Raw genomic sequence first — 24,831 nt, forward strand, 5'->3', positions numbered from 1 at the left:
CTGCGCTCCTTCTAGGTCTCGGTCGGCTGCAGGAGGCAGCCGGTGAGGTCGAGGAGGTCCAGCAGGAACCCCAGCAACTCCGCCGTGCTGACCTCGTGTTCGAAGAGCCGGGCCAGTTGGATTCGCCACTGCTGTTCCACCGGATCGGGCAGCTGGGCGCCACGCCGTCCGGCCGGCACGGCCCGTACGACATCGCAGCCGTCCAGCGTCACCTCGGCGATCAGCACTTCCGGGGCGCAGCCGCTGGGGCAGGGAATGACGAGGAGCGAGCGGACAGCGGCGCGCAGATACGCCTCGAAGGCGCGGCAAGCGCCCACCTTGCGGAGCAGGTTGTGTTGAACGTCGTTGCCGGACGGTTTGGGCGGCACGTCGCACAGCAGCGCCAGGGGAGTGCGGTCGCACAGGTCGCCGTTGACGTCGAGGCGGGAGGTGAGCCAGTCCGTGAGATCGTCCGACGACGGCCGGCTCTTCTCGCTCCGGCAGGACTCCAGGAACTCCCGGTCGTCACCGAACCGGCGGCGCAGCAGTGCGCAGAGCCGGTCGGAAGGCTGGGCGGGCACGCAGCCCACGGAGTAGCGGTGGCCCTCCCGTACTCGCGTGGGTACGCAGCCGACCGGCGTGCAGCCGTCGCCGGGATCGTAGGGGACGACGGGCTCGGCGAACTCCTCCTCGTAGCGCAGGAAGAGGCCGTAGGTGCGCTCGGGCCCGGGCGGGCAGGGGTCGGGGCAGCCGCCGCCACTGGCACGGAACTCCCGTACCAGGGCGACGACATCCACATCCTCGACGCAGATCACCGGGATGTCGTTGCCCGCGCCGTCCACTGCGTGGCCATCGCCGATGCGCACCACACCGCGGGCGCATGAGTCGCAGCTGACGGCGAGCCCGCACAGGACCGCGCCCTGTCCTTCGGGCGATACGTAACGCAGCCGGTTGTGGAGGCGGATGCGCCCGGTGGTCCAGGAGGCGAGCTGTCCGAGGTCGTCCTCGGTGAGCAGCTGGCCCGCGAAAAAGACCGGGCGGACCGGTCCGCCCGTGCGGAATCCGGCAGTTGAGGCGATCGCCACGGTGCTGCCGCTGCTGCTGCCGCCTCCGCCGCAACCGCAGCCGCAGTCACGTGGGCCGGCGGTGTGGGTGCCGGACGTGGTCATGGCCGCCCCTCAGTGGTGTCGCTGTCGTTGGTCCCGCTGTCGTCGGCCGCGTCCTCCGGCCGGTCGGCGGGTTCCGCCTCGGCCTCGGCGTCGGCGTCGTGGTCCGGCCGGTGGTTGTCGATGAAGATCCAGCTCTCGAAGACGCCGGCCGCGCCTGCGGGCGTCCCGGAGGTGCGGGGGCCGGAGCCGTCGGGCGGCAGTAGCCCCGGCCGGTGGGCGACCGGGCCGCCGGGCTGCGGTACGAGCCCGCCGGAGTGGGTGCCGTCCACGGGGTCGCCGCAGATGTCGAGGATGAACGGGGTGCGCAGCACCAGGTGGATCCGGTCGCCGTCGTTGAGGTACTCGCAGTCCGTCTGCCGGATCGTGATACGGCCCGTGGTCTCGTCGTCCTGCCGGTCCGAGTCGATCCGGGTCTCCAGGCGCATGACGGTGCCGTGGACGCCCCGCCCGCCCGTGACCTGGAACAGGTCGGCGATACCCGGGTCCTGGAGGGTCACCGCGCGCACCGGCCGCGAGAAGCGGATCCGCAGGCCTCGTTCGCCCAGCAGCACGCGGGCCTGCTGGGTGGTCAGCCGGCTGCCGTGCGGCCAGGAGATGCCGGTGATCACGGTCGCGGGACGCCGGGAGAGGGGTCGGCGGACTTCGGGATGGATCTGCCCGGGGGCCAGCGCGCGGTCGGGGTGTACGTGGTCCACGCGGGCGAGCAGCAGCCCGGGTCCGAAGATCTTGCCGTCACCGCATCCGTGCTCGTCCGGCGCGCCCTCGGCGGGCGGCTCGCAGGGGCATGGGGGGTCGCAGGAGTCCGGCTCGGGCCGCCGGGTCGTCGCCCGCAGAGCGAAGCCTTCGCGGATACGGGCGTAGGCGGTGCGCGGGAGGCCGTCGCAGGCCCCGGTGTAGACGGCGCGGACGCTGTCGACCGGCTCCTCGCAGTGGTGGATCGTCAGATAGACGGTGACGCCCTCGCAGCCGGAGCGGAGCTCCTCCAGGGCGCGGCACCGTTCATCCTCGTCGAGCAGCTGCCACAGATCGTGCCTGGGCAGGACGCCGCACGGCACGATCAATTCGTCACCGTGCCGGTCGACGGCCACGCCGTCGGTCACCTCGAGCCAGGGGGCCGCGCGCTGGGGGTCGGGGCACTCGCCGACGGGTGGTGGCACCGGGCGCGTCCACAGCCCGTAGGCCACGCCGTAGCCGTGCAGGGCGAGGTTGTGCAGGCGCAGCCGTGCGAGGAACTGCCCCTGCTCCTGGCGGAGATCCTGGGCGGACAGCAACTGGCCGTGGAAGTACGTCAGCCGCCGCCGGCCGGTCCGCGGGGCGCTGTCACGCCCGGTCGGGGGAGCCGTCATGGGGTCCTGCCTCTCTTCTCGTCGGGGTGTCCGCCGGTGCCGCCGTCCTCGAGGGCCACCGTGCGGATGCCCGCACCTGACGTTCCGTCCAACCGGATGCCGCGCCGCCCCGAACGGTCCGCCCCGAGCACGGTGTCCGCGCCGAGGACGGCCACGCCGGCCGGGGACGGCGCTGGGCTGACGAGGAGGGTGTCCACGCCGACCGCGCTGCGCTCGCCGACGGTGAAGCCGAGCCCGCCGATGGACACAGTCGCCGTGGTGTGGGCGGGGGAGAGCCGTTCGACCAGGTCGGCAGCGGCCCTGGCCATGCCGTCGATCGACGCGGGACGCCCGGTGCGTCGCGGCGGGCCCGGGGGGACGAGTACGCGGAAGCGGAACGCGGTACCGGACAGTGGATCGTCGTCCGGGTCGCCGAGCGAACGCATAGGCGCTCCGCCCCGGCGGGCGCCGGATCCTGCCAGCCGCGAACCGAGGACCGCGGGGCCGCCGAGCCGCACCCGCACCGCCGACCGCCCGAACAGCCGCACCTCACCCAGGCGCGTGTCCCGGCCCACCGCGCCCCACGGCGCAGCGGCCGGTTCCAGGATCGCCGGGCGCACCCCCAGCACGATCTCCAGCGCGAGGGCGAGCCCGCAGGGAGTGCCCCGCCGTCTGCGCAACTCGGGCGCCGCGGCGATGAGTCGGCGCAGTACGGCAGGCGGGAGCTGCGCGGTCCCCGGGTCCGGCGCGCCGGGGTTCGTGCTGCTCGCGGAGCCGCCGCCGGAACTCGCGCCCGGCGCCGGGTCGGAGTCGGGCCCCAGATCGATGCCGAGCAGACCCGCGATCCAGGGCAGCACGCCGTCCGGCACGCCGTCCGGGTCGAGCAGTGCGGGGGCCCGTTCCGTGGCCCGGTCGAGGGTCTCGACCACCGAGTCGAACAGGGCGAGGAACCGCTCGGTGAAGTCGTCGGCGGTCGGATCCTCGCGGTAGACGGCCGGGAGGAGGTCGGCGGAGGTGGCGCGGGGAAGGTCCAGGCGCAGCTGCCGTACAGCGGGCCCCCGCGCGGAGGCGTCTGTACGGCCGAGCAGCAGCCGCACGACGAGGTACCGGCCCGGCGGCTGGTCCACCAGGACGTCGTAGGTCGGTCCTGCGGCCGTCTGCCAGTCGTCGGGTCCCGGCACGCCGTCGGGATCGTCGCCGGTGGTGGCCAGTTGGACGACCAGTGCGCTGCCCGACGGCACATCGGCGTCGATACGGATTCGGTGCCAGCGGCACCGGGAGATGCCGCTGTCGAGCGGGACGGTGACCAGTGCCGCCTCTCTCACGCCGGGCGGCAGGACCAGCGCGTCGCGGTCCTGGACGGGTTCGGGGAGGGGATCTGCCGCTCCGGCAGCCGGGCGCCAGCCCGAGGCGGAGTCCAGCAGCAGGTGCGCGGGTGCGTCGGTGCGGATGTCCATGGGTCACCTCCCCTTCTGTGCCGTGGTGTTGGCGACGACGGAGGCCGTCACCCGTCCGGCGCGGATCAGCGCGTGCGGCGGCAGCGGCGTATCGGTGCAGGGCGGCACCGGCAGGCCGTCCACCGTGAGCGTCAGCAGCGGTACGGCCGCCACCTCGTCGTCGGCGAGCAGCCGGCGCAGCAGCGCGGTGTGGACGAGTGGTCCGCCGAAGGGCCAGCCGTCGCCATCGGCGCCTCCGTCGAGTGGGTGCAGGAAGCGGCGCAGCCCGTCCTCGGCGCGGCGTACGGCTGCGGCACGGTCGGCGCCCGTGGCGAGGGCAAGTACGATCCGGGCGTCGACGCGGACATACCGGGGTGCCGCGGCCACGACGGTGATACCGGTCGGGGCGAGGCTGCGCGTCAGGTGATCCGCGACGGCTTCGAGGTCGCCGGGTGTGGGGAGCGGCGCACCGGTCGTGGCGGGGTCCTCGTCGGGCGGCACCAGGTAGACGCCGACGATGCCGGGCAGCCGGGCGCCGGGATGGTCCGGGTGGTGCCCGGGTACGGCGTGGGCGCGGGCGATGCGCGCACCCGGGACGCGCAGCGCGAGCAGCGCGTGGTCCGCGGGGGTGACGGCGCGCCCGGCGGTGCGGATCTCGGCGGCGCCCCGCCGTACGGTCGCGCCGAACGGTTCGGTGTCCGTTCCGCCCGTCCCGGGCAGTGGGTTGGTCACCGAAGCGACCCCGGGCACTGCGGTGCGCAGCACGTTGGCCGCGTCCGCCGCGACGGCGCCCTGCCTGCCGCCTCCGGTGCGGTAGCCGACGGCCCGTACGTTGCCCACGCCGGGCTGCAGCGCGACCCCGTGCACACCGTCGCCGAAGGTGAGGACGCCGGTGTCGGGGTCGAGCGCGAACACGCGGTCGGCGGGGCCCGCGAGGGCCAGATCGGGTACCTCCCGCCACACGGTCGGCGGGCTTTGCGCGGTGGGGGCCGCGCCTTCGACGGGGAAGAGCGGCGCGGCGGGGTCGTCGGCGACGGTGACGGTCAGAGATCCCGGGACGACGGGCGTTGTCGCCACCCGCAGCCGTACGCCCGCGCCGCCGTCCTGCTCCCGGGGATCCGCGGGCGCCGGGCTCAACACCTCGTCGCGCACGGTACGTACGGCGCCGGCCAGCACCGTGTGCGGCAGGACGGCGACGAGCCGCGGCGGCTCGGCGTACGTCCCTGCGGTGAGCCGCACCCACAGCCAGCGGGCCTCGGGCAGCTGGGCCCCACCCGGCGGCCGGCCCGGCCGCCAGCCCGCCGGCAGCCGCAGCTGTACGGTCCCGGTCTCGGTGAGACCGCCGGTGTGGTCCACCACCACGTCGGCCGCCCGGAAGGCGTCCCCGTCCAGGACGGACCATCGCAGTTGCGGCGGGGCCGCCTCGGGCGGAGCGACGGCTCCCCGCGCGGCGGCGGCCGGACCGTCGGGCCGCGGGGCCGCGACGAAGGCGAGCGAGAGACCGCCCTCCAGTGCCTGGGGGGCGGTGAACCCCAGCCACAGGGCCGAGCCGGGCGCGCCCTGGGCGCCGAACGGGAGGAAGCCGTCGGCATGGAGATCCTGACCCGGCGTCACCTCATCCACGGGGCCCGGCAGAATGCCGGTCGCCGGGCGGCCCACGGCCAGGGAAGTGAGCTCGGCGGGAGACACCCACATGTCGTCCACGGTCTCCATCACCACTTCGGACCCGTCTTCGCCGGGTGCGCCGGCCTGGAAGCCCGCGGGCACCTGAACTCCCGCTCCTGCGGCGGCCGTTGCCGTGAGGCGCAGCAGCACCTGGGCGGGCGAGGCGGGCAGCGGGGAGACCCCGGCGATCCGCAGATGCTCGACGAGCAGCTTGTCGGGCAGCCGGTCGACACGTGCGGCCACCGCCTCGGCCATCAGCGCGAACAGCCGCAGCAGCGCGTCCCCCGCGTCGTCAGGGCCGCTCCCGGTCCAGTCGGGGGTGAAGCCGCCGACCCGGGCGCGCAGCGCGGCGACCAGGTCGTCCCGCGCGGCACCCAGCAGCACCGGGCGGCCGTCCGCGTCGAGCAGCGCCGTCCGCGCGGCTCCGGCGGACAGCGTCCACCACGGTTCGTCCGCCCCGGGGGCGAGCCTCGCGGAGGGATCGACAGCGGCGGAACGGTCGGGGCCGTGGGCGTTCATGCGCGCACCTCCCGTGGAGCGGCACCGGAAGGCTCCGTGCTGCACACGAGGACCCCGACGGGGCCGGGAAGTTCACCGGGGCGCAGCGACAGATCGCCACAGGATTCGTAGGGGCCGTCGTCCAGGGCCGCGGCGATCGCCTGCACCGGGGTGCGGTCGCCCGCCGCTTCCAGTGCCCGTTCGGCCGCGCGCAGCAGTGCCGAGGGGCGCAGGACGCCGCCGAAGGGCCAGCCGGTGCCGTCGTCGCCGCCGGTGAGGGGGTCGAGGAAGCGACGCAGTGCCGCATCGAGGAGCTGTCGGCGGGCGGTGTCCGCGGGGAGGGTGATGCGGACGCGGACCGGGCGGTAGCGCGGGGGCGCGGCGAACACCCCGGCGCCGAGCAGGCGTGCGACCTCCAGCCGGGCGCGTACGGCGGTCAGCGCGCCGGGGTCGGGAACGGGCATGGGTACGGCGTCGGGCGCCGTGCTGTCGCCGGGGGCGCGTGGCACCCGGGGGACGACGATGGTGGTCACGGCGCCCGGCACGTTCCGCGCCGGGTGCGACGGGTGGGCGCCGACCAGTGCGTAAGCGCGGGCGACGGCGACCCCGGGGGTGGACAGGGCGAGTTCCTCGTGGTCGGCGGCGATCACGGCCCGGGTGACGACGGCGAGCGCGGTGGCGGCCCGGCGGCGGGCGGCGGCCGGGGTCTCGGGCTCGGCCCCGCCCACGGAGGGGACGAGGGCGCGCGCGGTGCACGGGGCGTCGGGTGGTTCGGTGTCCGAGGATCCGCCGGTGAACAGCCAGTCCCCGGGCGGCGATTCCTCCTCGGCCGCGCGCGGCTGCGGGCGGGCGAATCCAGCCAGCGCGGGGAAGGCCAGCAGCGCTGCCGGTTCGGCAGCGCGGGCGGGGACGCTCACTGCCGGGTCCGCGCCGCCATTGCCGGACGGCCCGCCGCCCAGCCGGTACTCCGCCCGCAGCACGGTGCCCGGCCCGGTGACGTCGGGCCGGGGGACCCGCCCGGTCTGGCCGTCGCCGAAGCGCAGCGCCCCGAAGGCCCGGTCCACGGTGAACACCCGGTCCAGCGGCCCGCTGAAAGCCAGATCCGGCACGGCTGTCCAGTCGTGGGCGCGACCGCTCCCGGCGTCGTCCGTTTCGCGCAGTGTGAAGTGCCCGACGTCGATCAGCCGTCCGGCTGCGTCGCCGGGCAGCACGACGGTGAGGCCGGGAAGCGGCGGGTGATCGGCGAGTTGGGCCACCACCGGCCCGTCGGGGCCCTCCTCCAGGCGGACGCGCTGCGCGTGGTGCGCGGGGACGGAGTTGGGTGACAGCCGCAGCAGTCGCGGCGGCGCGGCGTAGGTGGCGGCGGGCGTGGCCAGCACCAGCTCCATCTCGGCCCCGGCGGCCGTCGCCGGCAGGGTCAGCCGGACCAGGCCGGACCGGCGCAGCCCGCCGGTGCCGTCCGCCACAGCCCCCTCGGGCAGCGGCGCCGGATCCCCAACGGGCCCGTAGGACCAGCTGAGTTGAGCCGGGGAAGGCACGTCGGGCACGGCCCCCGCGGCCCAGCCGTCAGCCGTCCGGTTCCCGGTCCACGGTCCCGGCGGCTGCTCCAGTACGAGCAGCAGCGAAAGGGTTCCGCCGTCCGGAAAACCGTCGCCGGAAACGGTCAGCCGTACCCGGACCCGTGCGGGACGGCCGTAGGCGCCGGCCAGGGGCACCGGGCGTCCGGCGGCGAGGTCGGCGGTGCGGTCCCGGTCGCCCGTCGTGTCCCGCACCGACAACCCGGCCACGCGCACCGGCAGTACGTCCAGGTCCCGCTCGAGGTGGAAGTCCCTCCCGCGCCCCGGTTCACGGCTGAACGACGCGCCCTCCCGGATCCGCAGCCGGGTGCCGGGCGCCGCCGGGAGGATCTGCAGCACCGTCACTGCGGCCGTCGCCGGTGCCGGTCCCGGCACGCCCAGCAGCCGGAGCACCGCGTGCACGACCGCGTCCGGGACCTGGTCGAGCCGGTAGACCTGCTGCTCCAGCAGATAGGCCTGGAGGTCCAGCAGCGTCATGCCCGGGTCGACGGGGGCGTGCAGGGTCCAGCGGCCCGAGGATTCGGCGGGGATCCGGGAGCGGACCGCGTCCACCAGATCGGCCCAGGACAGATCGTCCAGCCGCAGCGGCGCCAGGGTCATGACGCTTCACCCCCGCCTGCCGGTCCGGCTGCCCCGAACGCGCCCGCGCCGCCCACCAGTCCCGAGCCGCCGTCGAGGTAGTAGGGGAAGACCAGCGTCTCGTGCCGACCGGTCGCCCTGACCCGGTAGTCGACGAAGACCGTCACCCGCCACTCCTCGCCCGGCTGCGCCTGCGCCCGTACGTCGTCCACCGCCGCCCGCGGCTCGAAGTCGCGGATGGCGATCCGTACCGAGTCCTCGAGCTCGCGCAGTGAGCGCGAACTGCCGGGCGCGAAGACCAGCTCCGGGGCGCGGGTGCCCAGCGTGGGGCGCATCACCCGCTCGCCCAGCGCGGTGCGCACCAGCACCAGCAGGCAGTCGCGGACGCTGTCCTCGCCGGCCGTGTATGCCAGCTGCCCCGAGGCGTCCGGCAGCAGCGGGAAGCGCCAGCCCTGCCCGAGGAAGGCCTCCGCGCCGCCGCACGCGCCGCCGTTCACAGCGCCACCTGCACTGTCGTCGACATCGGCGCGGGGCCGGTGTAGGTCACGGGACCAGTGGCCACGGGCGAAACGACCGGGTGGGTGTGGGTGCGGAACCAGTCCTCGAAGGTGGTTCCCGGAAGCACAGGCTCCGAGGTGCCGGTGCCCAGCTTCACCTGCGGTGCGTCCAGCGTCACCGAGCCGCCGGTTACCGTCACGGGACCGGAACCGGCGCTGATCTCCACCGAACCGTCGGCGGTCACCGTCACCTTGCCGCCGGACGCGGTGCGCACCACCACCGAGCTGCCCGCGTCGTCCAGTTCGATGCGGTGCCCGGCGGACGACGTGAGCCGTACGGCTTCCTTGCCGGAGCTGTCGTCGAGAGCCAGTTCGTGGCCGTGCTTGGTCCGTAGCAGCTTCTCGTCCCGGCTGCCGGAACGGTGCGTGGGCGGTTTGTCGACGCCGTTGTAGAGGCAGCCGATGACGATGGGGAACCGCATATCGCCCTGGTCGAAGGCGACGAGCACCTCATCGCCCTTCTCCGGCACGAAGCTCGCCCCGTACCCGTTGCCCGCGTAGGGCTGTGCCACCCTGCACCACTCGGTGATCGTGGCGCCGTCGAACCACGGCAGACTCAACTGCACCCGGCACTCCTTCTCCGGGTCGTCCTCCACCCGCTCCACCACACCCGTCATCACACCGAAGTACCGCTTGTCGACGGCCGGTCCCGGCATTCCCGTCATCGCTCCGTCACCGCCCCTCGGAAGTACGCCGTGCCTCGAACGAGGTCAAGAATCCGGATGAGTTGAAGGAGTGCGTCACCTTGGTCGTGTAGTAGGTGCCGCCGAACCTGCTCCCCACCCCGCCGATCCGGAGCGAATCGCTCGGCACCAGATCGGGGAGGCCGGCCAACTGGCCCGCACAGGTGACGAATTCATACGACTTGCCGCGCAGCACGCTCACCGCCAGCGCCCGCGCCTCCTGCTCCGAGCTCACCGGGCGGTCCACGATGACCTCTTCCCTCTCGCCCATCTCCTGTGCGGCGGCCGCGGGACCGCTGCGCCCGGCGTCGCGCTCCGCCTGCAGATCCGCCCGTGTCGCACTGCCGACGATCGCCTTCTTCGTCCGGGGATCCCAGCCGCGCACCGTGACCTTGGCGACCTGCCCCGACAGGGTCAGGGTCGGGCGGAACGAGATCAGGTTGGGTGCGGGGGAGGTCCTGGACGCCTCGCCCTGTTCCGGGCGTCCGGAGCGGGCGCCACGGGCCAGTACCGCGTACCAGAGGTCGAAGGTGCGCGGTCGGCGGGCCGTCGAGCCGGCCCTGCCGTCGGCGGGGGAGACGAAGTACAGCTGCTCCACCCCGCTCTTCGGGTCGGGCGCCACGTAGCACTCCCGGTCGACGCCTTTCGCCCGTTCCAGCAGGAAGGCGACATCGTCCTGGTTCTTCTGCATCACCAGCGGATGCACCACGCCCTCCTTCTCGGCCACCAGCTCCAGCCCGTGCCGCTCCGCGACCTTCTGCGCGATCTGCCAGTCGGCGAGGCCCAGATACTTCTTCACCTCGTCGGCCCGTGGCTTACGGGCCTTCATCTGCGCCGTGCGGTCCTGGCAGGAGACCTGCAGCGTCGGCGGCCCCGACGAGGGGAAGTCCGGCTGGATCGTGGTGACCTGGCCCTTGGCCACCACCGGCGGCCGGGGCTGTGAGGTGTAGCCGAGCCGGACCTCCACCAGCTGGCCGGGGGCGAAGTGCTTCGGGTCGTCGAAACGCAGCCGCAGATGCAGCTCGTCCCAGTTGCTCAGCGCCAGCGAGAACGTGCCGGTCTTGTCCAGCTCACGGACCACCTGGATGTCGAGCACGCAACTGCGCATCTGCTCGGCGATCTCGGAGCCGTCCAAGGCGACCTCGAAACACGGGGCGTAGGTATCGGCCGGCAGCGGTGTCGCGGTCGTGTTCCCCAGTAGCGCCATCACCCCTCACCCCCGGTCCAGCGCGGGGACGACGAGCGCCATCCCCGGGGCGAGCGCCCGCGGATCGGCGAGGGCGTTGGCGGCCGCCAGTTCCCGCCAGCGCCCGGAGTCCCGGTACACCGCGGCCGCGATGGAGGAGAGCGTGTCGCCGCGCCGCACCGTCCAGACCTTCTGCACGGTCGGAGAACTCAAGGGCGTGGTGAGCTTCTGCTCCTCCGCCGTCTTGAACTCCTTGAGCGACAGCGACACTTTGGCCCGGGTCGGTGTGCCGTCCCGGTCGAAGAGCACGTAGGTGATGGAGAGGCTGTCCACCACGCCGGTGAACGAGGGATTGGCGCCCCAGGCGAAGGTCACCACCGGCGGTGCGTGGGTAGTGCCTTGACGGACGGTCAGGGTCTGGAAGCCATTGAGCCACCGCTTCTGTACGTTGCGGAGCCCGCGCACCGGCTCCTCGGCCGCGTCGACCAGCGCGTCCAGTTTGAGGGTCCGCGCGCCGCCCCGTACGAACTGCAGCGGGGGCGCGTCCAGGCCCGGGACGCCGATCTCGGCGAACGTCACCGCCTTGGAAACGGCGTACTCCGTCGGATTGACCGGCAGCGTCAGCAGCGGGGTCGTGGGCCCGGACACGGAACCGGGCGGGTGCACGGTCAGGGTCGCCGGCGTCGGAGCGGCGTCCCGTCCCGACGGGAGGCCGGGCAGCGAAAGCATCAGGCACCCCCGCAGCAGCCGGCCCCGGAGCCGCCGGAGGAGTTCTGGCCCGGCTCGTCACCGGTCAGGGACGCCTCCCGGGCCAGTAGCCGGCCGCGGGCCCTGACGTCCTCCTGCCGCTGCGACCACTCCCGGATGTGTTCCGCGAAGAGCCGGGCGAAGACCGCCGTGTCATCGCCGCCGACCTCGAAGTCGACGGAAAGGTGATGGATCGTCAGCATTGCTCTCTCCCGAACCGTGATCACGACATGCGGTGCTCATCCCTGCGGTCGTTCCTCCGTACGTCAGCCCAGCCCCGGCACCGCCTGCTCCACCGCCACCAGACCCTCGTGCGCGATCTCCAGCTGCTCCACGGCCACTTCGCTGCGCTCCGCGTGCAGATCGGGGCCCGTCCACTTCGAGGCCAGGCCGCCCCGGAACGCCCACACCGCGCCGGGCAGTCCTGCCCCGTCCAGCAGCAGCACCGCGCCGCTGCGGCGCGCGCCCAGCGGATTGCTGAGCCCGGCCTGGTACCAGGCCCACAGGCCCGTGCCCCGGGCCACCCCGCGGTGCAGCACGATCCGGTTCCAGGAGTGGCGCACCGGGAACTGCCGAACCCGGTCGTTGACCCCGCCCTCCGGATACGCCGTGACCTCCAGCTGCGCGCCGAGCCCGGTGACCTGCTGGAAAGCGCCCTGGGCAGTGAGCGGCAGCAACGCCGTCTGCGCGGGCGGCAGATGGGCGGCGGCCGGGCCGAGCACCACCAGGAACCGGTACTTCGGCAGCGGCTCGGCGAAGAACTCCAGCGCCTGCTCGGTCATCCCTCCACCACCTCCAACCGGTCCCGCCCGCCCATCAGCAGCCGGATCGCGATGAATTCCATGGGTGCGGCCGGAGCCACTTCCACCTGGCAGACCACCTGCCCGAGCGTTGCCCGCTCCGGAGGGTTCAGCCCTTCGTCGCACCGCACCCGGAAGGCCTCCGCGGGCCGGTCCCCGGCCAGCGCGCCCGCCTCGAACAGGCCGAGCAGTACTTCGGTCAACCCCTGGACGAGCAGCAGCCGCAGACCGGGTGTGTCGGGCTCGAAGAGCAGCGGCTCGGCCACCTCGCGGGCCGCCCGCACCAGCCGGTGGACGAGCCTGCGGTGGGCGATGAACCAGCCGTGGCCCACGCCCTGGGCCTGCAGTTGCGGCACCGCCGTACGGCCGCCCCACACAAGCGGGCCTCTGCCGGGCGGGCAGCGCAGCAGATTGGCGCCTGACGCGTAGACCGCCACTTCCTGATCGGGGCGCAGTACGTGGGCGAGGTCGACGACGTCCTCGAGCGAGGCGTTGGCCGGGGTCGCGAACACGCCTCGCTCGCCGTCCAACCGCGCCGCCGTTCCGGCGACATGGCCGGAGGCGGGCACCGTACGCAGCGCCGGGAGCGTGGTCGCCAGCGGGTCGGGCACCCGCAGCGGCGGCCAGTGGACGGCGCAGGCCTGCAGGCCCGGTATGTCGTGACGCTGCCGCAGGGCGTCCATCCAGCCGGTGGCCTGCCGGGCGGCCGCGGCGGGGTCGAAGGTCCTGGCGCCCGTGAGAGGCGGGTCGAGCAGTGCCAGCCGGTCGAGCGCGTCCGCGCACCGCTCGACCAGCAGATCGGCCAGGTCTTCGCGGTGGGTCTCCCCGACCCCGGAGCGGTCCAGGTCGGGCAGTGCCAGCAGGGCGGGTTCCGGTAGTTCCGTCATGGCTCGTACGGCCTCGGCGTAGGCGTCGGCGAGGGTACCGCTGTCATCGGGGCTGCCGGGGGCGGGAGTTCCTCCGGTGAGGGTGGCGGTGTGCGTTCCCGCGTGCGCGGCCGCTGTGTGGCCGGCGGGTGCGGGACCGTCGGGGATCAGCCGGATGAGCCGGGAGATGGCTTCTACGGCGTCGGGTAGTTCGGCGGGGTGCAACCAGCCGAACGACTCGGGGGACTCCCCGGGCGCGTCGACCCGCACCAGCACCTGGGGGTGCCCGGCGGATCCGGCCAGGCGATGACGGACCGTCAACCGGGTGCCGTCGGCCCAGCCGCCCGGGGACGCGGCCTCGATCCGGCAGCCCGCCGCGGGTGCGAAGGGTGAGTGTGCCCCGGCCGGCCAGGCGGCCGTGGCGGCGGTCGCGCCCGCCGGTTCTGTCCGCAGCACCCACAGTGCGGTGCCGCCGTTGGCGAAGAATCCGCGGACCGCGTAGGGCAGATCGAGTGCGGCGTCAAGACCGCCGAAGGCCGCGGTGTAGGCCGCCCAGTCCGTGACGCGGACCGGGGCGGCCACCGGGCCGCGCCGGGTGCGGCCCGCGAAGCAGGCCACATCGGTGCGCAGCGGCTGGACGGGATCGGCCGCCGCGGCTGCCGTCGCGGTCAGTCCCGGCAGCAACGGCTCGGCGGGCAGAGATGGTTCGAGGGCGGATGCGGACACGGCGGTCTCCCGGTCAGACGTCGATCTGGAGGTCTTCGACGCAGAGTTCGAGCGTCTCCATCGCGATCTCGTTCTTGGTCGCGCCGAGCGAGGGCCCGGTGTACTTCACCGGCCAGCCGCGGTCGAAGTTCCAGCGCATGACTTCCTGCCGGTTCTCGTCGAGGAGGAGGATCGCCCCCGGAGCGCGCTGGGTCTGGCCGTTCATCGACTTCTTGATCCAGTTCCAGAACTCCGGATGGCCGGTGATGCCGCGCTTCAGCGTCAGGTTGGAGAATTTCTTGAGGCCGGGGATCTTGCGTACCCGGATGTCCTCGCTGCCGTTGCGGTAGTCGATCGGCTGGATGTCCACGGTGAGCCCGGAGACCTCGGTGAAGGACGCCTGGACGTCCTGGCCGTTGGCGGCGACGCCGGTGACCTGCACGAGGAAGTTATAGGCGCCGTACGGATCGTCACGCTGAACGGGTGGCACAGCCGTCCCCTTTCTTTTGCGGCGGTTGAAGCGTTTTCAGTGGTCGCGGCGATCTGGGTGTTCAGGACGTGATCGACTCGCGGGTCGCCTGCTGGATCCGCACGATCACGAACTCGGCGGGGAAGACGGGGGCGACCCCGACCTGGCAGACCAGGCGACCCTGCGCGAGGTCGTCCTCGGTCATCGTGGTCCGGTCGCAGACGACGTAGAACGCTTCTTCCGGTGTGGTGCCGGCCAGCGCGCCGGCCCGCCAGACCTCGGTCAGGAAGCTGCTGATGCTCTGCCGGACCGAGGCCCACAGCTGCTCGGCGTTGGGCTCGAAGACGACCCACTGCAGTCCCTCGTCGAGCGACTCCTCGATGAAGAGGAAGAGCCGCCGGACGTTGACGTACCGCCACCGGGTGTCGTCGGACAGGGTCCGCGCGCCCCACACCCGCTGGCCCAGATTGGGGAAGGCCCGCAGCACGTTGATCCCGACGGGATTGAGGGTGTCCTGCTCGCGCCGGGTGACGTCGGAGGCCAGACCCGCGCCGGGGACGATACCGCGCAGCACCGTGTTGGCCGGTGCCTTGTGGACTCCCCGCTCCACATCCGTACGGGCATAGACGCCGATCATGTGCCCCGACGGCGGCGCCTTCGCCGTACCGGCACCCGCCGGATTCGGCACCTGGAGCCAGGGGTAGTACAGGGCCGCCCGGTCGGTGGACAGCGGTGCGCGGAAGTCCCTGATGGCTTCGAGGTCGGCCGCCGGAGGCCCGTCGAACACGGCGAACCGGTCGCCGAGGATCTCGCAGTGCGTGTTGAGTCCGTCGAGGACGGACGGCTCCCAGACGCCGGGCACGGCGCAGATCGCCACCTCGTCGATGTCCTCGAGCGCCTGGATGCCCGTACGGTTCCCGCTTCCTCCGTCCACGCCGATGTAGTCGGCGGGCGTGAGACCGCCCGCGCCGCTGGCGCCGCCGGCCGGATCGAGTGTGGCGAGCGGCCGGCCCGGGTCGGTCCTGGAGATGTCGCTGCCCAGGAACGGCAGCGGATCGGCGCCGATCGTGAACGAGAGCAGCGCGTCCGGGTCCGCGCCGACAGCCGTAGCGAGCGTCGCCAGATCGGCGGCTGGTGGGTTGAGCGCCGAGGGGACCGTCCGGGTCTGCCGCGGGACGCCGGGCGGCGCGTCGACGATCTCCAGCCGGAAGCCGGCCAGAACGAGGGTGTCGCCCGCGACGGCCGCGGCTGCGGGCGGGCGGTCCAGGGTGAGCGTGACGTTGACGCCGTCGGGGGCGTGACTCAGGACCGTGTGCAGACTGGGTTGCTGGGTACGGTCGGCGGGGACGAGGAGGACCGTGCTGCCGGTATCGATCGCGCCCAGACCGGCGATCGTCACGGTGGCCGGGAGATCGCCCGCGGGTGGCGCGGTCGGCGCCACCACGGCGGAGGTGGCAGACCGCGCGAGCCGCAGCACGGCATGCAGGCTGTTGCCGCCCTCGCCCGCCTGCACAGCCTCCGCGGCGAGGACCGGCACCGGCGGGGCGGCCTGGTCCACAAGAGTCGCGGAGGCCTTGGTGCTGCCTGCGGCCGGGGGCACGATCCGCTTGACGTAGAGCCGTTGTCCGCCGTTGTCGAAGAACCCCTTCACCGCCAGCGGTAGCAGCCACCACCGGATGCCGTTCGCGTCGGCGGCGGCGACGTCGGCGTCGCTCGGCCGGGGCAGGAAGCCGCCGAAGAGCCGGTGGAAGTCCAACAGGCTGGTCACCAGCTTGGGTTTGCCCGAGTCCGGACCCCGGGCGGTCACCCCGACCATGCCGGCGGTGCTGGTGGCCACCCCGGTGATGGGCCGCGGGCCGGTGGAGATCTCCTCGACAAAGACGCCTGGGCTGAGATATTCGGGCATCGGGACTTCCTCCGCTACGGGATCTCGATGAGCTGCTCGGTACCGCTGATGTCCTGCGCGGTCAGATGGATCGACGCCTCGGGGCCGCCGGCCTGGCCGGGAGCCGCGAGCGCCGTGACCGTGAACCACTCGGCCTCGGGCGCGGCGGGATCCGGGCCGGGCAGTTGCGGCTTGCTGCCGGGACGCCGCAGCGGCAGCCGGAAGGCGCCGTCCCATGCCGTCGCCGCGTACTCCGCCCACTCGGCGACCCGCGGGAGAGAGCCCGCGTCCGCACGGGCCCGGCCGGTGACCGCCGCTCCGGCCACGGCCGCACCCGTGGGCCCGCCACGCCGTACCCGCCCGCGCAGCAGCCGGGTTCCGGGTGGGAACGGGTAGGCGGGCAGCGGATACAGCCGTACCCGCGTCACCGCGGGCGCCGCCGATACCGGGGCGTCGAACTCCACGCCGCCCGGGTGCTCCGCGTCCAGCAGATACGGCGAGACGAGCCGGATCCGCAGCCGCTGTACGCCGCCCGGCGCGGGAGCCGGATGCGCACTCGCCAGGGACGGCAGCACGATCGCGCCGCCCGGAGTCGTCACCACGGGTACGTCGTCCTCGGCGGCCCACTGCCCGCCTGCCAGGCGCCGCTCGACCACGGCGGTGACCCGCAGGACGGGCGCGCGCCCGGTGAAGGCGTCCAGCGGCAGCAGGCAGACTGGTCCCGGTGCGATCCGTACGGTGTCCACCGCCGCGCCGCCGGCCGTCACGGGCGGGCTCCCGCGCGCTGTCCGACGCCGACGCCGCCGCTGGTGACGGCCGTCTCCGCGGTGATGTCGCGGGAGGCCAGATTGACCACCCGCACCTCGTAGTTGAGGGAGAGCCGGTACGGCTGCGAGATCGCCCACCACACCTTCGCCCGCTCGTCGAGCGACAGCGGGGCCAGGCGTAACTTCAGCGACTCCCCGGCCTCGGCCACGCTGTTGCTCTCCGCGGCCGGCACCAGCAACGGGCCCTGCAGGATGGCGTCGTCGTACAGCGCCCGCATCGCCCGGCCGAGCATCCGCTGCTGGGCATCGGGGGTGCCGCCGGTCGGGACGAGCAGATAGCGCAGCAACAGGGCCATGTCGGCCCTGCGGCGTTCCTTGCGGACCGCGCCGGTGACCGGGTCCTCCACCACTGTGTGGCGGGGGCCGCGGTTGCGTGCGCTGGGGTCCTCGGCGACCTCGTAGAGGAAGAGCTCGAGACCGAGCCCCCCGTTGCCGTCCGGCCGTTGTCCGATGAGGTCGACGAGACGCACCTGGGGCTGGGAGCCGGGCTCGCGCACCGAGTCGGTCAGTACCTTCAGCAGGATGTCGGACACATCGCCGATCACGTCGGGACTGCCCACCGCGATCACCCCCCTGATCGTGCGGATGCGGCTCGGATGCTGCCCGACAGCTGTGTGCCGGACCGGTCAACCACCTGCGAGGCTAGGGCCGGGTGACACCCTGGCTCTTCCGGGAAATCCCTGGTTCACTCCCTGGATCCGCAGGCCACTGCCGGGCCGGAGGCGGCGCCGGGACACCAGGGCCTGATACAGCCGCTCTCCTGACAACGGCACATGGTCCGTCAGACACCCGGCCTCATCTCGCGCCGGTACGTCCCGAACCTCCGTGGGTTCACCAAATCTGAAGGGTCCACAGTTCGGGCCTCGGTGACCTCGCGCTCCATGCCAGAGCTCACAACCGCATGGGGCTAAGGAACAAGCTCAGCCCTGGGCGTGCTGTGGCGAGAGGGGTCAGTGCACGAGATGGAGGGTGAAGGCGCCGCCCGACTCAGCGGTGCGGGCGATGTGAGCGTAGCCGCGGACAGTGGCGTACGCACCGGTGCCGCCGGTGATGGCGATGTCGAAGTCGCTGGGCGGGGTGCCGATGGGGGTGGTCTTCAGGTGTTGCCATGACACCTGTCCACGGGGAAGGCTGAAGGTGCCCGAGCAGAGGGTGGTGTCTGTTGCCACTCGAGTGCACACCGCCCCCTCGGTGCCATAGTCGGCACCGTTGCGGAAGAGGTTCGCGCTGATGATGATCTGATCGCCGATCCCGGGTCCGGATGTACCGTTGTCGACCACCGTGGTTCCCGTACTCGTCGACGTCAGTCGGATGGCCTCTGTGCGCACTCTTCCCATGCCCCTGTCCAGGGAGTACGGGTCATGGAATGCAGAGGCAGAACCCGCGAGAGCTGCCAGCGAGGCCGCCGTTGTCGCCACCACACCCCACTTTGAAACGGAAAGCATTCTTCCTCCCCTCATGAAAATGGATCCTTGAGTGCGCCTCAGAATTGCCATTGTGTGATGTAGCGTCAATTACCAAACACATCAAAAATGCCTGGTTCATCCATTCGGCCGTCTCTCGCCGCCTCGCCTGCCGGCGGCGGAGGCTCCCGGCCCCGCACGGGTAAGCCGAGGTATCTGGTGGCGTCTCGATCGGCGTGGCGTCCGGCCGCGAAAAGGACCGTGACCGCATCAGTCACGTCCGTCGACAACCGCCGATCGGGTTGAGTCGCTGCTCGCCGCCGCGGCGAAAGGGGCTGTGCTGCGGACATGAGGCTTTGCTGCTTGAGGCTCAGGAAGTCGGGCCTGCGGGCGGGTCGCCGGCGATCGCGGCGCGGTAGAGGGCATGAGTGGCGGCGCCGAAGTAGGAGCTGTAGGAGACCTGGGGGGTGTTGCCGCCGGTGTGGTAGCCGCCGATGACCCCGATCACCGCCCAGCCGCCTGGCCACGGCACCAGCATCGGCCCGCCGCTGGTCCCGCCGACGAAGGCGTCGCAGGCGATGCGCGGGAAAGTGCCCGGGTCGGCCGGGTCGTCGCTGGCCCACTTGGTGGTCCAGCTCCAGCACTCCAGCGGCTTCTGCGCCTTCGCCGGATACCCGATCATCCGCACCGGGGCGTGGAAGTACCCCGTCCCGGTGAGCAGCCGCACCCCACCGACCGCGTCCTGGAGCCGCGTCCCGTCCTGGTTGGGCTCGGTGACCGCGAAGGCGAAGTCGTACTCGGCCCCGGCGTGCTCGCCCCGGTCGTAGTACTGCTGCGGGACGTAGACGCCGTTGTTCCTGATCGGGAAGATGCCGAAGGGCTTGAGGCCGTCGTGGTACTGCGGCACGAAGCCCAGGTTGCGCTTGGGGGAAGTGCCGGAGTAGCCCTTCAGGCAGTGCCCGGCGCTGAGCACCAGGTCGTGGCCGGGGCTGCGCACCACAGAGCCGCTGCAGGTGCGCCCGGTGCCGGTGGCGTCGGTCCAGAAGAAGGTGCCGGCCTGGGGGATCCCGTCGAAGCTCTTGCTGGGCGGGATGTACTCGCCCGGCCGAGGCCCGTCCACCGTGGGGGAGGCGGCTGGGGTCGTCAGTCCGGTCTCGGAGCCTTTGCCGGTGTCGCCGGGCAGTGCGCCCGCCATCCGGGCTGGGTCCAGTAGACGTTGAGCTGGACGGCGACCGGATTCGGCCCGGCCGGGGGGCCGTCGGCGGAGGCTGCCGGGGCGAGCCCGGCGGAGAGCAGCAGGGCTGCCGCGAACGCTGCGGCGTGTCGGATCGGCGAGTGCATGGTTCGCAGCCGGGCGGGTGCTCCGGCCGGTGGAGGCCATCCGGATGAGGTTCTCCGAGCTGAGCGCTCACCACCTCGACCGGCGCGTTCCAGTCCCCGGCGCGGAGAACGAGATCAGCCGGCTGGCCCGGACCATGAACGCGACGCTTGACCGCTTGCAGGGCGCAGTCAACCAGCAGCACCGTTTCACAGCCGACGCCTCTCATGAACTGCGCACACCTCTGGCGGCCTTACGCGCCGAGCTCGAGATCGCTCTGGCCCTGCCGGAGCATGCCGACTGGCCGCGCGTCGTGAACGACGCGCTGGGAGACACGATGCGCCTGCAGCGTCTCACCACGGACCTGCTGCTCCTCGCGCGTCTGGACGCCCACGCCACCTTCCGGCATTCCTGCCAGCCGGTCGATCTCCACCAGCCTGTACGCGCGGAAACCGCCGGCCGCCGTCCACCCGCCCACCTCACATTGACCACCACCACCGGCCCGGACGCATCCGTCGTCGACGGCCACGCCACCCTTATCGCGCGCGTGCTGGGCAACCTCCTCGACAACGCCGAGCGCCACGCCGCCCGCTCCATCACCGTCAGCGTCAGCCACGACGCCGAGCACCACCTCGCCGTTCTCGAGGTTCTCGACGACGGTCCAGGCATCCCGCCCGAAGACCGCGCCCGCGTCTTCGAACGCTTCACACGCGTCGATGAAGCCCGCACGCAGCAGACCGGCGGGGCCGGCCTGGGCCTCGCAATTGCCCAGCACATCACCGTGCTCCACCACGGCACGGTCGAAATCGCCGACAGCGACCGTGGAGCACGCCTGGTCGCCCGATTCCCCACCATCGACTGCGGCGCTGTCTGATCCTGGTGTGTGACAGGTGTTGCGAGACGCAGAGCGCGGCGGCCGTCCTTGTGGTGCAAGAACCGTGCGCCTTCGCCGGTCTCCTCAGTGTCGCGGTAGGCGGTCCACGTCCGCCGGAGCAGTGCGGGACATCGGGAGAGACACAGGTCCCGTGAGACTTCCTGCGCAGGGCGACACTCCGTATCGGAGGAATGTGGCGCCCAGGGCCGTGGTCGGCAAAGACGACGGTGATCGCTGATGGCGGCTGTCCAGGGACCGGGCGGATCATGCCGCACCGCCGCTCCCCGGGTGAGGAGTTGCTCGACGGGAGGCAGGAGCACAACCGCTCGCCCAAGCGGGTTCGTGCCCGGGCCGAGCACACCCGCGCGCACAGTGTTGGAAGACCTCGACGACTGTCGACTCACGGTGTTCCTCGAAGTCGCGTTCTTCGGCAGGCCAGTTGCAGCCGATGAGATTGGCCGGGGTTGTCAGGACCTCGCCCAAGGGAGCCCACTCCGGGTAGTGGTCGAGGCCAGGGCGGTCGTGACCCAGGGCGGTGAGGAGGGCAGCGGCGCGTGCCGCATAGCCCCTGAAGCCGTGCGAGGTCAGAGAGGAAGGAGCCCGAAGCCCGGCCACACGAAGTAGGTTGACAAGCATCACACACGAGCAAAAGGTGCAAAACGGACAATTCTGCATCTTCTTCGTGTTGTTCTCGCCCCCGCCCCTGTAAGGTCACCGGTGTTCGGGGACCGGGACGCTCGTCAGGCTGCCCGCCGGTGAACCGGCCCGGGGCTCCTGCACCGCGTCCCGTTCTGCGCTCTGCCGCGCCGGCCTCGCGGGGTGGCATCCACGTCCTGCGACGAGACAGCGGCCAAAGCCCGTCGGCACTTGCAGGGCGTCGAACTCGTAAAACCGATCGCGGCCGGGCTGCCGACGTGATCGCAGACACGGAGCGGGACGGAATTTTCATGCTCGGAACGCATATATCGCGCCGCGCGCGGCGAGGCCTGGCCACGGTCCTGGTTGCCGGGACAACGCTCGCTGCGCTCGCGACGGCCGCCCCGGCCGAGGCGGGCACCGCCAGCGCAACGGTCGGCGGCGCGCAGGTCACGTGCACTTCGCGGCTGCCGGGGCTGGCGGGCCGACTGTCGAAGGACATCGCCGGCGCACTCCACGGGCGCCAGGGCTCCTCCGCGCTCGCGCTCTACGACCGGCCCACGGCAACCTCCTGCACGTACAAAGCCGACGCGACATTCGATTCGGCAAGTGTGGTAAAGGTCACGGTGCTCGGAGCTCTGTTGCGGCTGGCCATGGAGGAGCACCGCAGCCTCACACCGCACGAGGTGGACCTGACCACCGCCATGATCACCAAGTCGGACAACGACGCGACGTCCGCTCTGTGGCGACAGATCGGCCGCAAGGGCATCCAGCACTTCCTGACCCTGGCGGGAATGCGGGACACCGTTGCGGGGCCGAAGGGATATTGGGGGCGCACCCAGATCACTGCGAGTGACGAGCTCAAACTGCTGCGGCTGCTCACCTCGGACAACTCGGTCCTCGACCGGAACACACGCGCCTACGCCCTCGGCCTGATGAACCGAGTCGTCCCCGACCAGCGGTGGGGGGTGTCGGCCGGGGTACCCGGCTCGGCGACGGTCCATCTGAAGAACGGCTGGTTGCCGCGTGCGACCAAGGGCTGGCGGGTGCACAGCATCGGCGCGTTCACCGGCGGAGGTCACGAGTACGGGATCGTCGTGCTTTCCCACGGCAACCGCTCGATGAACGACGGCATCGCCACCATCGAAGGCGCTGCACGCATCATCAACCGCGACCTGACCTCGCCGACGGTCCCGACGGCTTCCTAGGCTCCGCAGCGGCAAGTGGAGAGGGCGCTGCTCGCATCTGCTCGCCCAGGTAGTACGCCGCCGCCCGACAGGCTCTCTGTGACCGCCGCCACGACTCGAGCCTGGATGAGAGGGGATCGTCGACGCGGCGCTGCGCCGGCACTGCGCGGAGATCACCCCGCCGCCCCCGCGCCAGAGGACCGCACCTGCGGCGCCGACTGACATCGTGGACGCTTAAGAAGAACCACCTCGGAGTGCTGGCCGACACGTGGGAAGAACGGGAACCCCGTGGCGTCGGCGCGACCGGGTCGATCAAAGCGAGCGCGCGGTCGAGGCGCCGGCGCCAACCACGCACGAGCCCGTTAGGTGCGGCGCAGCACCCGTCCCGCGCCGGCTGCGACCGTGGTCGCGAGGAGCCAGCCCGTGCCGATCAATACGACGGCCGCCCACTGCAGGGCGCCGTCCGGGGCGTAGGAGCGTTCTTGGCCCAGGTCCACAAGGGGCAGCAGCAGGTCGAGTGTGTAGATGGCCGCCTGGAAGTGCGGTGCCTTGCCGTCCCCCACCACCGTCGGGGGCCATGCAGTGAACAGTGCCGTTCCCAGGGTCAGGAAGCCCAGCAGGAGCACCACTGCACGCATGGGGCGGTAGCCGTAGCCGACCGTCGCGTCCTGGAGGAGACTCCACAGCCGGGCCGGCGGCGTCAGCGTGGGGCGCATGCTGCGGTGCTTTGCGACGAGTACGGTGCGGGCCTCGGCGTCCTGGCCCTGGCGTTGGCAGGTGGCGGCGAGCTGCTCGTAGGGCTGAGGGACGAAGCCGGCAGGGTCGCGGCCGAGCCAGGGCAGACGAGTGCGGGCCGGAAGAGCGGGCTGGACGCTGTCGTAGACGGCTCCGTCGAGGACAAGTCCGGCGGGCCAGGCGGCGGGATCGTCGCGCAGCATCCCGAATCTGCTCTGCCGCAGATCGATGATGCCGGCCGATGCCTCACGGGTGTGCAGCGACAGCGTGGCCGCGGATGATCCTCGGCAGGACAGCGCCGTTCCGCCGGCGGGTACGTCGAGGGCGGCGTCGTCGAAGCAGATGCGGCTGCGGACCGTGACACTGTTGAGGGAGATCCTGCCGTGCGCCGTGAATCCGTCGCACAGATTGAGCACGCCGCCGGTCTCGATTCCGTTGCCGCGCAAGGCGGGCTGACTGTCGTGGGCTGTGAGGTCGGCGCCCTCAAGGAGAACGGAACCGCCGACGCGGGCGTCGCAGAGGTCGATTGTGCCGTACGCGACGAGACCGCCCCGGAGGTCGAGGTCGCCGCCGACGCGCAGACGGGCCGCGTTGAGCGCGAGACCCGATTCGGAGGGGTTGTGGAACCGGGCGCCCCTGAGGACGACGCTGCCCCGTACCGAGGTATCCCGGAGGTCGACGGGACCGTGCACGGTCAGGCCGCCCCCGACCGACTCGATATCGCCTCCTATCTCCGCGCACGCCAGGTGCAAAGCCTGCCGACCGGGCACGTGGGGAGCGAGGGTGCTGTCGCCCAGCGAGACCGAGCCGCCCACTGACGCCCCATAGAGATTGACCATGCCGGTGCAGGCGAACCCCCGGCCCAGGTACAGCCCGCCGCCCACGGTGAGTTCGGGTGCCTGAAGGTATGCGCCCGAGCCGTTGATGCGCGCGCCGCCGAGCACCAGGACATCCTGTATCCGCGCACTGTTCAGGTAGACCGGCCCCGTGCACTGCAGGCCGGGGGCATAGAGGTCCTCTCCCACGGCGACGGACTGTGCGTCGATCGCGGCTCGGCCGTCCGGCGGGCGTACCGATGTGTCCTTGAGGGACAGCCAATTGCCGACGGTGAGGGAGCGCAGGTCCAGCGTGTCTGTGACCGTGCAGGCAACGATCTCGCACTCCTGAGTGATGCGGGTGCCGAGCGCGCTCACCCCTGGCAACTCGCAGTTGGTGAGTTCCAGGGCTTCGAGCTGAGCGCCGTCGAGGCAAGGCATCTCGTCGAAACGGCATCCGTGCAGACGGATCGATCCAAGCACGGTGACCTCGGCGAGGTCGACGTCTCCCGTCACGTGCGTGTCGCGCAGCCGGAGGCGGGCCTGGCAGCCGGGGTGGGGCGGAGGCGCGGAAATCAGCAGCCTGCGGAGGCTGTCGCCGCCGACCTCGGGCGCGTCGTCGCACCACGTGCCGCGCCGGTACGCCTCCCACATCCGCCGCTCCTGCGGACTCCATCCGTCCGGCGGATCGTGCTGCGTCACGGTTGCCTTCCTATCCCTTGTTCGGCGGCCGGTTGACAGGAGCAGCTCTTCGTTACCCCCCGACTGCGGCGGTCATGCCTCGCGGGGCGTTGTTGGTCACGTGCACCCTTCAGTTCTTGCGAACTCGTTGGTCCCAGCCACCGCTGCCATCCCCGGGCCAGACACCGGTCGCTCGGTGGACGGCGTAGCTCTCGACCGGTCGGCAGCA

22 protein-coding genes are annotated in these 24,831 nt (G+C 72.3%); 2 read left to right on the forward strand and 20 right to left on the reverse strand.

Annotated elements, in window-relative coordinates:
• Positions 1 to 11: 11 nt before the first annotated feature.
• The 19 genes from ACFYXH_RS21605 to ACFYXH_RS21695 form a co-directional block, all read right to left on the reverse strand.
• Positions 12 to 1,148: a hypothetical protein gene (locus ACFYXH_RS21605; protein ID WP_389565245.1), complete on the reverse strand. Its 1,137-nt coding sequence runs from the start codon at positions 1,146 to 1,148 to the stop codon at positions 12 to 14.
• Positions 1,145 to 2,494, reverse strand: a complete 1,350-nt coding sequence (locus ACFYXH_RS21610) for a hypothetical protein (protein WP_389565248.1) — start codon at positions 2,492 to 2,494, stop codon at positions 1,145 to 1,147. The genes ACFYXH_RS21605 and ACFYXH_RS21610 overlap by 4 nt, the downstream gene beginning before the upstream one ends.
• A complete protein-coding gene (locus ACFYXH_RS21615; protein WP_389565251.1) occupies positions 2,491 to 3,930 on the reverse strand; it encodes a hypothetical protein in 1,440 nt (479 codons plus the stop codon). Before ACFYXH_RS21615 ends, ACFYXH_RS21610 begins: the two co-directional genes overlap by 4 nt.
• A 3-nt stretch (positions 3,931 to 3,933) precedes the next feature.
• The gene (locus ACFYXH_RS21620; RefSeq protein ID WP_389565254.1) at positions 3,934 to 6,093 is read right to left on the reverse strand and encodes a putative baseplate assembly protein; all 2,160 of its coding nucleotides are present in this window, start codon (positions 6,091 to 6,093) and stop codon (positions 3,934 to 3,936) included.
• Positions 6,090 to 8,249 (reverse strand): hypothetical protein, encoded by a 2,160-nt coding sequence (locus ACFYXH_RS21625; protein ID WP_389565257.1) that lies wholly within the window; start codon positions 8,247 to 8,249, stop codon positions 6,090 to 6,092. The genes ACFYXH_RS21620 and ACFYXH_RS21625 overlap by 4 nt, the downstream gene beginning before the upstream one ends.
• Entirely contained in the window at positions 8,246 to 8,725 is a 480-nt protein-coding gene (locus ACFYXH_RS21630; RefSeq protein ID WP_389565260.1) for a GPW/gp25 family protein, read from the reverse strand. Before ACFYXH_RS21630 ends, ACFYXH_RS21625 begins: the two co-directional genes overlap by 4 nt.
• Positions 8,722 to 9,450, reverse strand: coding sequence for a phage baseplate assembly protein V (locus tag ACFYXH_RS21635; RefSeq protein WP_389565263.1), 729 nt, complete (start codon positions 9,448 to 9,450; stop codon positions 8,722 to 8,724). Before ACFYXH_RS21635 ends, ACFYXH_RS21630 begins: the two co-directional genes overlap by 4 nt.
• A gap of 7 nt (positions 9,451 to 9,457) precedes the next feature.
• Positions 9,458 to 10,675 (reverse strand): phage late control D family protein, encoded by a 1,218-nt coding sequence (locus ACFYXH_RS21640; RefSeq protein ID WP_389565266.1) that lies wholly within the window; start codon positions 10,673 to 10,675, stop codon positions 9,458 to 9,460.
• Positions 10,676 to 10,681: 6 nt separating this feature from the next.
• Positions 10,682 to 11,383: a LysM peptidoglycan-binding domain-containing protein gene (locus ACFYXH_RS21645; protein WP_389565269.1), complete on the reverse strand. Its 702-nt coding sequence runs from the start codon at positions 11,381 to 11,383 to the stop codon at positions 10,682 to 10,684.
• Positions 11,383 to 11,604, reverse strand: a complete 222-nt coding sequence (locus ACFYXH_RS21650; RefSeq protein WP_389565272.1) for a putative phage tail protein — start codon at positions 11,602 to 11,604, stop codon at positions 11,383 to 11,385. Before ACFYXH_RS21650 ends, ACFYXH_RS21645 begins: the two co-directional genes overlap by 1 nt.
• Positions 11,605 to 11,667: 63 nt before the next feature.
• A complete protein-coding gene (locus tag ACFYXH_RS21655; RefSeq protein WP_389565275.1) occupies positions 11,668 to 12,183 on the reverse strand; it encodes a phage tail protein in 516 nt (171 codons plus the stop codon).
• A complete protein-coding gene (locus tag ACFYXH_RS21660; RefSeq protein ID WP_389565278.1) occupies positions 12,180 to 13,793 on the reverse strand; it encodes a phage tail sheath subtilisin-like domain-containing protein in 1,614 nt (537 codons plus the stop codon). Before ACFYXH_RS21660 ends, ACFYXH_RS21655 begins: the two co-directional genes overlap by 4 nt.
• 13 nt (positions 13,794 to 13,806) lie before the next feature.
• Positions 13,807 to 14,262 carry a phage tail protein gene (locus ACFYXH_RS21665; RefSeq protein WP_266484108.1) on the reverse strand — a complete coding sequence of 152 codons (456 nt, stop codon included), beginning with the start codon at positions 14,260 to 14,262 and terminating at the stop codon, positions 13,807 to 13,809.
• A gap of 61 nt (positions 14,263 to 14,323) precedes the next feature.
• Complete coding sequence (locus tag ACFYXH_RS21670) at positions 14,324 to 16,147, reverse strand: phage tail sheath family protein (RefSeq protein ID WP_389565281.1); 1,824 nt, start codon at positions 16,145 to 16,147, stop codon at positions 14,324 to 14,326.
• Positions 16,148 to 16,161: 14 nt separating this feature from the next.
• The gene (locus ACFYXH_RS21675; protein ID WP_389565284.1) at positions 16,162 to 16,893 is read right to left on the reverse strand and encodes a hypothetical protein; all 732 of its coding nucleotides are present in this window, start codon (positions 16,891 to 16,893) and stop codon (positions 16,162 to 16,164) included.
• Positions 16,890 to 17,513: a DUF4255 domain-containing protein gene (locus ACFYXH_RS21680; protein WP_389565287.1), complete on the reverse strand. Its 624-nt coding sequence runs from the start codon at positions 17,511 to 17,513 to the stop codon at positions 16,890 to 16,892. The genes ACFYXH_RS21675 and ACFYXH_RS21680 overlap by 4 nt, the downstream gene beginning before the upstream one ends.
• A 390-nt stretch (positions 17,514 to 17,903) precedes the next feature.
• Positions 17,904 to 18,398: a hypothetical protein gene (locus ACFYXH_RS21685; RefSeq protein WP_389565289.1), complete on the reverse strand. Its 495-nt coding sequence runs from the start codon at positions 18,396 to 18,398 to the stop codon at positions 17,904 to 17,906.
• 328 nt (positions 18,399 to 18,726) lie between these two features.
• Positions 18,727 to 19,551, reverse strand: a complete 825-nt coding sequence (locus tag ACFYXH_RS21690; RefSeq protein WP_389565292.1) for a trypsin-like serine peptidase — start codon at positions 19,549 to 19,551, stop codon at positions 18,727 to 18,729.
• The gene (locus tag ACFYXH_RS21695) at positions 19,500 to 19,697 is read right to left on the reverse strand and encodes a hypothetical protein (RefSeq protein ID WP_389565295.1); all 198 of its coding nucleotides are present in this window, start codon (positions 19,695 to 19,697) and stop codon (positions 19,500 to 19,502) included. The genes ACFYXH_RS21690 and ACFYXH_RS21695 overlap by 52 nt, the downstream gene beginning before the upstream one ends.
• Positions 19,698 to 19,741: 44 nt before the next feature.
• Between ACFYXH_RS21695 and ACFYXH_RS21700 the strand changes: the two genes are divergently transcribed.
• Complete coding sequence (locus ACFYXH_RS21700) at positions 19,742 to 20,548, forward strand: sensor histidine kinase (RefSeq protein WP_389565298.1); 807 nt, start codon at positions 19,742 to 19,744, stop codon at positions 20,546 to 20,548.
• A 947-nt stretch (positions 20,549 to 21,495) separates the two neighbouring features.
• Positions 21,496 to 22,392 carry a serine hydrolase gene (locus tag ACFYXH_RS21705; protein WP_389565301.1) on the forward strand — a complete coding sequence of 299 codons (897 nt, stop codon included), beginning with the start codon at positions 21,496 to 21,498 and terminating at the stop codon, positions 22,390 to 22,392.
• A gap of 341 nt (positions 22,393 to 22,733) precedes the next feature.
• Here the strand turns inward: ACFYXH_RS21705 and ACFYXH_RS21710 are convergent, their stop codons facing one another.
• Positions 22,734 to 24,623 carry a hypothetical protein gene (locus ACFYXH_RS21710; protein WP_389565303.1) on the reverse strand — a complete coding sequence of 630 codons (1,890 nt, stop codon included), beginning with the start codon at positions 24,621 to 24,623 and terminating at the stop codon, positions 22,734 to 22,736.
• Positions 24,624 to 24,831 lie beyond the last annotated feature (208 nt).

This window comes from Streptomyces sp. NPDC002730, from assembly GCF_042888805.1.
In the GTDB taxonomy this organism is placed as follows: domain Bacteria; phylum Actinomycetota; class Actinomycetes; order Streptomycetales; family Streptomycetaceae; genus Streptomyces.

Bases quoted from the DNA above. Each gene is read 5' to 3' on its own strand.
- ACFYXH_RS21685 (WP_389565289.1), bottom strand. From the start codon at position 18,398: ATGCTTTCCGTTTCAAAGTGGGGTGTGGTGGCGACAACGGCGGCCTCG.
- ACFYXH_RS21670 (WP_389565281.1), bottom strand. From the start codon at position 16,147: ATGCCCGAATATCTCAGCCCAGGCGTCTTTGTCGAGGAGATCTCCACC.
- ACFYXH_RS21615 (WP_389565251.1), bottom strand. From the start codon at position 3,930: ATGGACATCCGCACCGACGCACCCGCGCACCTGCTGCTGGACTCCGCC.
- ACFYXH_RS21640 (WP_389565266.1), bottom strand. From the start codon at position 10,675: ATGGCGCTACTGGGGAACACGACCGCGACACCGCTGCCGGCCGATACC.
- ACFYXH_RS21645 (WP_389565269.1), bottom strand. From the start codon at position 11,383: ATGCTTTCGCTGCCCGGCCTCCCGTCGGGACGGGACGCCGCTCCGACG.
- ACFYXH_RS21650 (WP_389565272.1), bottom strand. From the start codon at position 11,604: ATGCTGACGATCCATCACCTTTCCGTCGACTTCGAGGTCGGCGGCGAT.
- ACFYXH_RS21705 (WP_389565301.1), top strand. From the start codon at position 21,496: ATGCTCGGAACGCATATATCGCGCCGCGCGCGGCGAGGCCTGGCCACG.
- ACFYXH_RS21655 (WP_389565275.1), bottom strand. From the start codon at position 12,183: ATGACCGAGCAGGCGCTGGAGTTCTTCGCCGAGCCGCTGCCGAAGTAC.
- ACFYXH_RS21695 (WP_389565295.1), bottom strand. From the start codon at position 19,697: ATGCACTCGCCGATCCGACACGCCGCAGCGTTCGCGGCAGCCCTGCTG.
- ACFYXH_RS21620 (WP_389565254.1), bottom strand. From the start codon at position 6,093: ATGAACGCCCACGGCCCCGACCGTTCCGCCGCTGTCGATCCCTCCGCG.
- ACFYXH_RS21625 (WP_389565257.1), bottom strand. From the start codon at position 8,249: ATGACCCTGGCGCCGCTGCGGCTGGACGATCTGTCCTGGGCCGATCTG.
- ACFYXH_RS21605 (WP_389565245.1), bottom strand. From the start codon at position 1,148: ATGACCACGTCCGGCACCCACACCGCCGGCCCACGTGACTGCGGCTGC.
- ACFYXH_RS21635 (WP_389565263.1), bottom strand. From the start codon at position 9,450: ATGACGGGAATGCCGGGACCGGCCGTCGACAAGCGGTACTTCGGTGTG.
- ACFYXH_RS21700 (WP_389565298.1), top strand. From the start codon at position 19,742: ATGAGGTTCTCCGAGCTGAGCGCTCACCACCTCGACCGGCGCGTTCCA.
- ACFYXH_RS21690 (WP_389565292.1), bottom strand. From the start codon at position 19,551: ATGGCGGGCGCACTGCCCGGCGACACCGGCAAAGGCTCCGAGACCGGA.
- ACFYXH_RS21610 (WP_389565248.1), bottom strand. From the start codon at position 2,494: ATGACGGCTCCCCCGACCGGGCGTGACAGCGCCCCGCGGACCGGCCGG.